Source organism: Streptomyces sp. ActVer, from assembly GCF_027270795.1.
Taxonomy (GTDB): Bacteria; Actinomycetota; Actinomycetes; order Streptomycetales; family Streptomycetaceae; genus Streptomyces; species Streptomyces umbrinus_A.
On sequence record NZ_JAPWHT010000530.1, the window covers coordinates 1 to 6,635 of the forward strand.

At 71.5% G+C, this 6,635-nt stretch carries 8 protein-coding genes, 1 pseudogene and 1 riboswitch; of the genes and pseudogenes, 4 read left to right on the forward strand and 5 right to left on the reverse strand.

Annotation, left to right across the window (positions count from 1 at the left end; genetic code table 11):
• Positions 1-235, forward strand: a pseudogene (locus O3Q52_RS46435) (hypothetical protein); the annotation flags it as partial.
• Here O3Q52_RS46435 and O3Q52_RS46440 read toward each other — a convergent pair.
• Both O3Q52_RS46440 and O3Q52_RS46445 read right to left on the reverse strand, forming a co-directional pair.
• Complete coding sequence (locus tag O3Q52_RS46440) at positions 236-1,084, reverse strand: bifunctional 5,10-methylenetetrahydrofolate dehydrogenase/5,10-methenyltetrahydrofolate cyclohydrolase (RefSeq protein ID WP_269654511.1); 849 nt, start codon at positions 1,082-1,084, stop codon at positions 236-238.
• 20 nt (positions 1,085-1,104) lie between these two features.
• Positions 1,105-1,191, reverse strand: a riboswitch (ZMP/ZTP riboswitch).
• Positions 1,192-1,309: 118 nt separating this feature from the next.
• Positions 1,310-2,164, reverse strand: a complete 855-nt coding sequence (locus O3Q52_RS46445; protein ID WP_269654512.1) for a hypothetical protein — start codon at positions 2,162-2,164, stop codon at positions 1,310-1,312.
• 78 nt (positions 2,165-2,242) lie between these two features.
• Between O3Q52_RS46445 and O3Q52_RS46450 the strand changes: the two genes are divergently transcribed.
• Positions 2,243-2,776 (forward strand): MarR family winged helix-turn-helix transcriptional regulator, encoded by a 534-nt coding sequence (locus tag O3Q52_RS46450; RefSeq protein WP_269654513.1) that lies wholly within the window; start codon positions 2,243-2,245, stop codon positions 2,774-2,776.
• A gap of 21 nt (positions 2,777-2,797) precedes the next feature.
• Here the strand turns inward: O3Q52_RS46450 and O3Q52_RS46455 are convergent, their stop codons facing one another.
• A complete protein-coding gene (locus O3Q52_RS46455) occupies positions 2,798-3,172 on the reverse strand; it encodes a nuclear transport factor 2 family protein (RefSeq protein WP_269654514.1) in 375 nt (124 codons plus the stop codon).
• A gap of 186 nt (positions 3,173-3,358) precedes the next feature.
• On the opposite strand from O3Q52_RS46455, the gene O3Q52_RS46460 reads away from it, so the two are divergent.
• Both O3Q52_RS46460 and O3Q52_RS46465 read left to right on the forward strand, forming a co-directional pair.
• Positions 3,359-3,655: a hypothetical protein gene (locus O3Q52_RS46460; protein ID WP_269654515.1), complete on the forward strand. Its 297-nt coding sequence runs from the start codon at positions 3,359-3,361 to the stop codon at positions 3,653-3,655.
• Between the two features lie 171 nt (positions 3,656-3,826).
• Entirely contained in the window at positions 3,827-4,054 is a 228-nt protein-coding gene (locus tag O3Q52_RS46465; protein ID WP_269654516.1) for a hypothetical protein, read from the forward strand.
• A gap of 382 nt (positions 4,055-4,436) precedes the next feature.
• Here the strand turns inward: O3Q52_RS46465 and O3Q52_RS46470 are convergent, their stop codons facing one another.
• A complete protein-coding gene (locus O3Q52_RS46470) occupies positions 4,437-5,666 on the reverse strand; it encodes a hypothetical protein (RefSeq protein WP_269654517.1) in 1,230 nt (409 codons plus the stop codon).
• 131 nt (positions 5,667-5,797) lie between these two features.
• On the reverse strand, positions 5,798-6,635 hold an 838-nt coding region (locus tag O3Q52_RS46475), incomplete at its 5' end, for a polyprenyl synthetase family protein (protein WP_269654518.1).

Genomic DNA, 6,635 nt, shown 5'->3' on the forward strand with positions numbered 1-6,635 from the left:
ACTCGCCCGAGTCCTCGCGGACGCCGACGGACTGCGGCCCGTCGGCCAGGTGACCGATCGCCTGGGCCGGAGCGGTCAGGCGTACGTGTACGACGACGCCGGGTCTCGCCAGATGCTGATCATGGATCCGGTCACCGGTGCCGTCCTCGGCCTGGAGAGCACCGCCACGGCCGCCGACCCCGAGTACGGACTCGAGGCGGGCGACGTCATGGACTACAGCGCGTGGATTCGCTGATCAGGCGCCGGTCTGCCGCGTGGCCGCCTCGACGGTCTGGGCCAGCAGCGTGGCGATCGTCATCGGACCGACCCCGCCCGGTACGGGAGTGATCAGCGAGGCCCGCTCCCGTGCGCTGTCGAAGTCGACGTCGCCGACGTTGCCGGGGTTGTAGCCGGCGTCGACGACGACCGCGCCCGGCTTGATGTCCTCGCCGCGGATCAGCCGGGGCCGCCCCACCGCGGCCACCACGATGTCGGCCTCCCGCACGACCGACGACAGATCGGCCGTGCGCGAGTGGCAGTACGTCACCGTGGCGTCGCGGCCGAGCAGCAGCATCCCCACCGGCTTGCCGAGGATCGCGCTGCGACCGACCACGACGGCCCGCTTGCCGGCCGGGTCGACGTCGTACTCGTCCAGGAGCCGCATGATCCCGCCGGGCGTGCACGACGCGAAGCCCGGCAGACCGAAGCTCATCGCGGAGAACGACGCCAGGGTGACCCCGTCGACGTCCTTCTCCGGAGCGATCGCCTCGAACGCCGCACGCTCGTCGATGTGATGACCCATCGGGTGCTGCAACAGGATGCCGTGCACGGTCGGATCTGCGGACAAGGCGGTGAGCGTGCCGATCAGCTCGTCCGTCGTGGTCCCGGCGGGCAGAGCCACGTGCCGCGACTCGATACCCGCCTTGCGGGAACGGTTCTGCTTCATGCGTACGTACGTGACGGAGGCGGGATCCTCACCCACCAGCACGGTGGCCAGACACGGCGCCACCCCCGTGCGTTCCGTGAGGTCGGCCGCCCGCTTCGCCGTCTCGTCGACGATCCGCCGGGCGAGACCGGTGCCGTCCATCAGCCGGGCCTGGGACATGAGCCACTCCTGAGCGTCGTAGAAGATGCCCAGGCGCGCGGCGAAGACGTGTGCGTCGGGCCGCTCCCCGGTGGTACTCCACCTCAGCGCCAGTCACGGCCTGCCACCACAGTACGCGTCGCCGGAGTGGCGTTGTTGTCCGCGGGCCGCCCGTGGCTGGGCGCGCCCACGCGGCGGAGCCGCAGATGTCACAGCCCCGCACCCATTACGGGGCTCAGCCGAGGGTCAGGAATCCTCCTCCGGCCCGGCCGTCGGGTCCACGCCTGCCAGGAACCCGGTCGCCTGCGCCTCGATGCGTACGGCACCGATGGCCCCGGCCCAGCGGGCGACCTCGGTCGCGAGGGCCGCGGCTCCCGCCTCGTCGCCATGGTCGCGGGCCAGAACGGCCAGGAGCAGTTGCTGGGAGAGGGTGCCGGGGACGTTCCCCGCCCGGGCACCGACGGCGGTCGCCCGGGTCCAGCGCTCGCGTGCCCGCGCGTGGTCCAGGTCGTCGTGGTCGTGGTCGCCGAGATGCCGCAGTGCCTCACGGGCGAGGAGGTCGTCGCCCGACTCCCCGGCGCTCAGGGCGAGTTCGTAGTGCGCGGGCGCCGCCTCACGCTCGGCGAAGAGGTTGTCGACGATCAGCCCGAGGTACATCCGCGCCCACCCCCGGCGCACGTCGTCCTCCGCCCGCTCGCACAGCTCCTGCGCACACCGCCGCAGCTCCGCCAGCTGGGCTGGATCCTTGCCCGCGGGCCCGAACCGGAACGTGCCGTCACCGAGGAGCAGCCGGAAGTACGTGTGCCGCAGCCGTACGAAGTCCAGGTCCCAGACGCCGACCGGTGCGGTCGGTTCGGCCAACGCCTGGTCCGCGGCGGCGATCCGAGTGGCCGAGGTGTCAGTACCGCCGAACCAGTCGTGCTCAAGAGCGACCTCCGCCCCGGCGAGAGCGAGGGCCGCCCGGCCGTGCGGCTCGGCCGTTGCGGCCGCGTCGAGGAGATCTAAAGCGCGCTGCCATCGTCCGGCCCGGGCAAGTTCACGCGCCGCGGCGACGACCTCGTCCACCGGAAGGACGGCCTGGGGCGTACTCGTCTTCGTCATGGCGAGGAAGGTAGTAATCAGAAAAACTATCCACAAGAAAACTATCGGGCGGATGTCAGGAAGTCGGGAGGAAAAAAAGTGGGTGACTCGGTCGACCGGCACGTCGCGCTCTGGTCGAAGGAACTCGGCTGGATGGACCCGGTCAAGGAGGCGATCTTCGCGCGGCTGGCGATCCTGGCGCGGCACGCGGCGCAGGCCCGCCGGGACACTCTGGACTCCGACGGGCTCAGGCACTGGCAGTTCAAGGTGCTGCTCACCCTGCGCAGGCTCGGCCCGCCCTACGAGACCAGCCCGTCACGGCTCGCCGATCTGCTCGGGCTGACCCGGGGCGCGCTGTCGGCACGGCTCGGCCCGCTGGAGAACGCCGGCCTGATCACGCGTACGCACGACGCGGCCGACCGCCGCCGGGTCCACGTACGGCTCACCCCGGCGGGATACGACGCCTTCGAGCAGCACGCGGCCTCCGAAGAACATGGCGAGAACGCGCTGCTCTCAGTGCTGTCAGAAGGAGAGAAGCGGACACTCGCCGACCTGCTCCGGAAGCTGGTCGAGGCCGCAGAGGCCGCCCCGGACGGGTCTGAGCCGAAAAGGTCCAGGTCACACGGGTCGTGATCCGGACCCTCGGCATACCCCTTACTGCTCTGGGTCGTCCCATGCCTGCAGCACCACCTGGTCGACGATCTTCCCGTCGCGCAGCGACATCATCGAGTTCGCGAGCACCCTGGTGCCGTCCGCGTACTGACAGGACTCGGTGAAGGCGACCTGGTCGCCCTGGATCACACACTGTTCCAACTTGTGTGTCATGTCGCGGCTGTAGACGTCGTCGAGCATCTCGCGGATCTGCTCGCGGCCGTGCATGACCTTGGGGTGGCTGGGCTGGGTGTTGCGGTCGACGACGCGCATTTCCGCTTCGTCCGCGTACAGCGACAGGAGCGCCGACGCGTCCTGGCCTTCGATGCCCCGGCGCAGGGCTTCGGTGTCGAAGCCGGGGCTTGCCGCAGTGCCCATGATGGACCTCCTTGTGGACCACTCGCGAAGGCCGCGGCCCGATATGGAGCGGGCCGTCGAGGGCCTCTCCCTCTGAGACTCCTCCGGCGCGGCGGCCACGGCAAGCGCAGGCGGACCGATGCGCCTGTCGGGTGAGGGGCCGGGCGCGGCCGTGTCCGTGGGCGGCCCGCCGGCGTTGCTGAGGGCATGATCTCAACACGACGTATCGTCGCCGCCGTTGGCCTCGCCGTCGGCGTCACGGGCCTTGCCGTACCGTCCGCGAGCGCTGCCACCACCCCGGAGACGGGAAAGGTGAACCCCATCGCGATGCTCGACTCGCTCGCCGTGAGCGACATTCCCGCCGAGCACAAGGCCCAGATCCCGAGGGTCTCCGACGAGCTCGACAAGCTGAATGAGCTGAACGGCCTCTACCAGCTGGAGCAGCTCCACCAGGTGACCGACCTCGCGACCCCCGCCATGGGACTGGTCGGGGCCGTCGAGTAGAGCCGTCGAGTACCGAACGGCCCGGTCCGTCGGCGTGCGCCTCGTGGGGAGGCCCACGCCGACGTCTTCTTGCGCGGGGCACGGGTGTGTCTTCAGGGATTGCCCGGGCATCCGGGCGCCGGGCGGGCCGCCCCGGATGCGCGGGCGGGCGGTCCGGGTGAGGCTGAGGGCATGTCGGAACATCCCGTAGTGGTCGTGCACCCGCCGCAGGAGGAGGGCGGGCGGCGCCTGACGGTCCACGGCGAGCCGATCGGCGTCGCCATGAACCTCCTGGACGTCGTCGAGTTCCTGCGCCGGGCGGGCCTGGAGTTCGACGAGAACGAGGCCGCGGTGTCACCGCTCATCGAGTGGCGTGGCGGAGGACCGTCCTACTGGGGGCCGGAGCCGCGCCGCCCCTGACGGCCGCACGCTGGTCGGAGGGCTCGTGTAGGGGCCCACGTCCTTCCCCGGGAGTACCTCGCCCCTGGCGACTGCCGCCACGGGACCAGGGCGAATGCCTCCATGAGCACGATGTGCGGGGCCGCGGCGGCGCGGAGGCTGGTGGCACCAGGAATGAGGAGGCCGCCATGAACCGCCGGATCCGCATCCGCCCCACCCGCCGCACGACCACCGCGCGCGACACGGCGAGCGACCGCAGGACCCCCTCGGAACGACTCCTGCCGTACTGACCTCGGCGGACGCCCGCGCCGCACCGAGCCCCGGCGGACGCGCGCGTAGGCGGGCAGCGGCCGCGGTGCCCGTGTCCGGGCAGACGGCCGCCACCAGCCGAGCGGGCCGGACGTCAGCAGATGGTCTGGGTGCTGTTGACCAGGGTGTTGTTGCGGAACGTGGTGTTGTCACCGCAAGGGCTCTCCCGGATCGAGGAGTTGGTCACCCTGAGGTTCTGGACGGTGATGTCCGAGTTGTTCGGGAACTCCGAGCGGGCGGCCAGCCGGATCTCGCCGCCGCCCGTGACAGTGCCGCTCTGGGCGGCGAGGTTCACGTTGTAGCAGTTCTCGATCAGGATCGCGTTGTTGCCCGTGTTGGAGATGGTCACGCGGTCGATGGTCGCGCCGCCGCTCTCGGAGACGCAGAAGACGCCCCGGCCGCCACCGCGCGCGACGACCTCGCCGACCCGCACGTTGGTCGGGTAGCCGCTGCCGATCCGCCCGTTGCGGTTGGCCATGCGGAAGGCCGCGTAACCCGTACCGGCGCCCGCACCGTCCGCGTCGACCTTCGTGACAGTCGCGTTGATGGTCTGGTTCAGCAGGAGACCGGACTCGCCCACGTTCCGCGCGGTGACCGTGCCGATGGTGAGGCCGTCGACCCCGTACGTCTCCACGGCGTGGCTGCTCGCCCCGGAGACGTAGACGTTGTCGATGCGGACGTTGCGCGTCCACTGGCTGGTGTCGCCGCGGTTGTCGATGCGTACGCCGAGACCGCGGGAGAGGCGCATGTCGATCTGGCCGAGCACGACGTTGGTGACGTTGCGCATGAAGATGCCGTACAGCGGGGTGCCCGTGAGGTTCAGATGCTGGACCTCGATGTCCCGGGCGCCGCGTGCGTAGACCGGGGCCTGGTCGCCGGAGCCCGAACCGGTGACGTCGATGGTGCCGCACACGTCGAGCACGGTGTAGCTCGGCAGGGAGACCCGGGAACCGGCGCCGATGGCGCCCGAGCCGCGCACCACGACCCGTTCCTTCGAAGTCCGGCCCGCCGTAAGGCTGTTGACGGCCGCCTGCATCGCGGCCCGCATGTCGGTACCGGTGTACGTGACGCTGCTGCCGCGCCGGGCGGTCCAGGTGCTGCCGTTCAGTACGGCCTCCGCCTGGTACGAACCCTCGCCGCACGCTGCCGCCGCCTGTTGCGGCGCCGCGCTCGCGGGGGCCGTGAGCAGGGCTGCCCCGGTGAGCAGGGCGGTCGCGCATGCGGCGGTGACGCCGGCCCGCCTCCCGCGGGCTCTGGCGATTGTGGGGGGTTGGTCGGCACTTGCGGTCCTGCGGGTGAGGTGAGGTGCGGCTCTGCGTCCCATCTCCACTTCTTCTCCCGTGTGGGGGTCCGCCGCCCGCGCGAATGCGTCGCAGCAAGCGTTTTCTATGGCGGGCGGTGAGTGCGGCAAGGGCTTTCTGCGGCGTCAAGAGGCCGGTGTGACAAAGGAGTTGGTCACATCTCGCGGCGTACGAGGAAAGCCAGCAGCGCACGCAGGTCGTCCGCCGCGTGCGGAGCCGTGGGGAGGCTGTCGAGGCACGTGTGGACATGGGCGATGTGACGGTGGGCCTCCGCCAGCGCGGCGCTGCGGCCACCGGCCTCCTCGATCGCGGCCGCGGCCCGGCGGGCGGTCGTCTCGTCGAGCTCTTCGGCGCTCTCCAGGAGGTGGGCGAGGGGGCGGACGGCGGCCGGGTTGTCGAGAGCCGCCAGGACCGGGAACGTCTTCTTGCGCCGACGCAGGTCCGCGTGGACCGGCTTGCCCGTGACGGCGGGGTCGCCCCAGATGCCCAGGAGGTCGTCGATCACCTGGAAGGCCACGCCGAGATGACGCCCGGCGCGGTCGAGCGCGGTGACCGTCGCCGCGGGGGCTCCGGCCAGTACGGCACCCAGGGCGGCGGCACAGCCCAGCAGCGCGCCGGTCTTGCGCTCGGCCATCGCCCGGTACTCGCCGGGGCCGACGGCCTCCGCGCCCGTCCAGGGGCGGGACTCGAAGAGCAGGTCGTCGGCCTGGCCGCTCACGAGATCGTTGAGCGCGGTGGACAGATGACGGACGGCCGACGGGACATGGCTGCCGGGCGCGGACGCCAGGGTCTCCACGGCCAGGGCGAACAGGGCGTCCCCCGCGAGGACGGCAGGACCTGTGCCGTACGCCTTCCAGGCTGTGGGGCGGCCACGCCGGGTCGCGTCGCCGTCCATGATGTCGTCGTGGAGCAGCGAGAAGGTGTGCACCAGCTCCACCGCGACGGCCGCGCTCACTCCCGCGCCCGCGTGCGCCCCGGCCGCCTCCGCGCCC

What these genes read in the sequence shown, in the direction of transcription:
- O3Q52_RS46440 (WP_269654511.1), bottom strand. Translation starts at nt 1,084, where the DNA reads ATGTCCCAGGCCCGGCTGATGGACGGCACCGGTCTCGCCCGGCGGATC.
- O3Q52_RS46445 (WP_269654512.1), bottom strand. Translation starts at nt 2,164, where the DNA reads ATGACGAAGACGAGTACGCCCCAGGCCGTCCTTCCGGTGGACGAGGTC.
- O3Q52_RS46455 (WP_269654514.1), bottom strand. Translation starts at nt 3,172, where the DNA reads ATGGGCACTGCGGCAAGCCCCGGCTTCGACACCGAAGCCCTGCGCCGG.
- O3Q52_RS46460 (WP_269654515.1), top strand. Translation starts at nt 3,359, where the DNA reads ATGATCTCAACACGACGTATCGTCGCCGCCGTTGGCCTCGCCGTCGGC.
- O3Q52_RS46465 (WP_269654516.1), top strand. Translation starts at nt 3,827, where the DNA reads ATGTCGGAACATCCCGTAGTGGTCGTGCACCCGCCGCAGGAGGAGGGC.
- O3Q52_RS46470 (WP_269654517.1), bottom strand. Translation starts at nt 5,666, where the DNA reads ATGGGACGCAGAGCCGCACCTCACCTCACCCGCAGGACCGCAAGTGCC.